Origin of the sequence: Streptomyces prasinopilosus (assembly GCF_001419695.1) — a bacterium.
Classification (GTDB): Bacteria; Actinomycetota; Actinomycetes; order Streptomycetales; family Streptomycetaceae; genus Streptomyces; species Streptomyces prasinopilosus.
In genome coordinates this window covers 1-2,338 of record NZ_LIRG01000510.1, presented here as the reverse complement: position 1 = coordinate 2,338, position 2,338 = coordinate 1, and the positions used below count along the sequence as shown (strand labels likewise).

Below are 2,338 nucleotides of genomic sequence, written 5' to 3'. Positions count from 1 at the left end.
CCGCAGGGCGTTGGTGACCAGCTCGCTGACCAGGAGTTCCGTGGTGTCGACGAGGGGTTCCAGGTCCCAGGCGAGCAGTTGGGCGCGGGCGTGCTCGCGGGCGCGGCCCACGCTGCGGGGTTCGCGCGGCAGCGCCCAGTCCCCGACGGACTCGGCGGGCAGCCCCTGGACCCTGGCCATGAGCAGCGCGATGTCGTCCTCGCCGTGGTGGGTGTCGAGGGTGGTGAGGACGTGGTCGCAGACGTCCTCCAGGTTCCGGGTGTCGGCGCGCGGCGGCGCCGATCCGTCGCGGGGGGCGTCGCCCGAGGGCCGGACGGGGCCGGTGAGGGCGCCCACGAAGGCCCGGAGGCCCTCGTCGAGGGGGTGGTCCCGGCTCTCCACGAGCCCGTCGGTGTAGAGCGCGAGCAGGGCCCCCTCGGGCAGTTCGACCTCGACCTCCTCGAAGGGCTCCCCGCCGACGCCGAGCGGCAGGCCCGGCGGCACGTCCAGCATCAGGGCGGGCTCTCCGGGCTCGACCAGGACGGGCGGCAGGTGGCCCGCGTTGGCGAAGGTGCACCGCCTGGTCACCGAGTCGTACACGGCGTAGACGCACGTCGCCAGGTAGATCTCGGACAGGTCGGCCTCCCGGGGGCGGCGAGCGGCCCGGGTCGCCTGCCGGACCCCGCCGGGGGTGCCCAGGCCCCGGGCGATCTCGTCCAACTGGGAGAGGACCTCGGCGGGTTCGAGGTCCAGCTGGGCCAGGGTGCGCACGGCGGTGCGCAGTTCGCCCATCGCGACCGCGGCGCGCAGGCCCCGCCCCATCACGTCCCCGACGACCAGCGCGGTGCGGTGGCCGGGCAGTTCGATCACGTCGAACCAGTCGCCGCCGACCTCGCCGGCCCGGCCGGTCGCCGCGCTGCCGGGCAGGTACCGGCAGGCGATGTCGAGGCCGGACGCCTCCGGGTCGCCGGGCGGGAGCAGGGACCGCTGCAGTATCAGGGCGCGTTCGTGCTCGCGCCGGTAGAGGCGGGCGTTGTCGATGCAGACGGCCGCACGCGCGGCCAGCTCCACGGCGAGGTCGCGGTCGCGGTCCCCGAACGGCTCGCTGCCCTTGGTACGGGCGAACTGGGCGAGGCCGACCACCGTGTCGTGGGCGACCATCGGCACGGCGAGCGTGGACCGCACCAGCCCGCCCTCCTCGCCCGGCACGGTCCGCGGCCGGGCGGTGCGCAGGGCGTCCGCGCACGGCGAGTTGAACGCGTAGTGGTGGACGGAACCGAGCTTGACGGGCTCCCCGGTGACGCTGAACGGCGCGCCGGAGACGGCGCTGGCGAAGGCGACGCGGCGCACCTCCGCGCTGCCGTCGGCGAGGCCCGGCGGGGTCTCGTCGCCGGCCAGCAGCCCCTGGTAGAGGTCGACGGTGGCCAGGTCGCAGAAGCCGGGGACGGCGACGTCGAGGAGTTCGCGGGCCGTGGTCTCCAGGTCGAGGGAGGTGCCGATCCGGGCACCGGCCTCGTTGAGCAGGGCGAGGTTGCGCCGCGCGGCGGCGGCCTCGCGGGCGGCGGCGCGGCGGGCCGTGATGTCCGTCCCCAGCCACGCGATGCCGATGGGGCGGCCGCTGCCGCTGTGCACGCGGTACAGGTTGATGGACCAGTGGCGGTGTTCCTCGGTGCCCGGCACGAAGCCCGTGACGTGCATGTCCGTGATGGACTCGCCGGTGTCCAGCACCCTGCGCATGGTCGCGTCGACCCGCTCGGCCTCACCGCGCGGCAGGTAGTCGTGGACGTTCCTGCCCCGGTGGTCGTCGGGCGTACCGCCGAAGATGGACGCGAACCGCTGGTTGGCGCGGCGGACCCGCAGGTCGGGGTCGATCAGCAGGAACCCGAAGGGAGACTGGCCGAAAATGGCCTGCGAGGCGGCGAGGTCCGTCTCGATGCTGCGCAGGGTGCGCACGTCGACGACGATGCAGACGGCCGCTCGCTCGCCCTCCTCGGTGCGCGTCGGCATGACGTACACCTCGGCGAGGGCCTCCCCGCCGGGCGCACCGTCCTCCCCCGTCCCGGGGAGGCGGAAGGGGACGGCCCCGGTCCACTCCCGGCCGTCGAGGATCTCGGCCATCTTGCGCTGGCCCTGCTCCCGCCGGTCCGGGTCGACGAAGGCCTCGATGGGGTCCGTCCCGACGGCCCGCTCGGCCGGGATGCCGAAGATCTCCTCGGCGCGCAGGCTCCACTGGTCGACCAGTCCGTCGGGGCCGATGGAGAAGGACGCGACCCTGATGTAGTCGTACATGGAGCCGGGAGGACTGACCTGCCACATCCCGTCCGCCGACGGAAGGCCGCCGGCGGACGGCCGGTCGTCG

1 protein-coding gene is annotated in these 2,338 nt (G+C 74.8%); it reads right to left on the bottom strand.

Features of this window, described 5'->3' with window-relative positions; translation table 11 throughout:
• On the bottom strand, positions 1-2,295 hold a 2,295-nt coding region (locus tag AOK18_RS20730), incomplete at its 3' end, for a SpoIIE family protein phosphatase (RefSeq protein WP_240503255.1).
• Between the last annotated feature and the right edge of the window lie 43 nt (positions 2,296-2,338).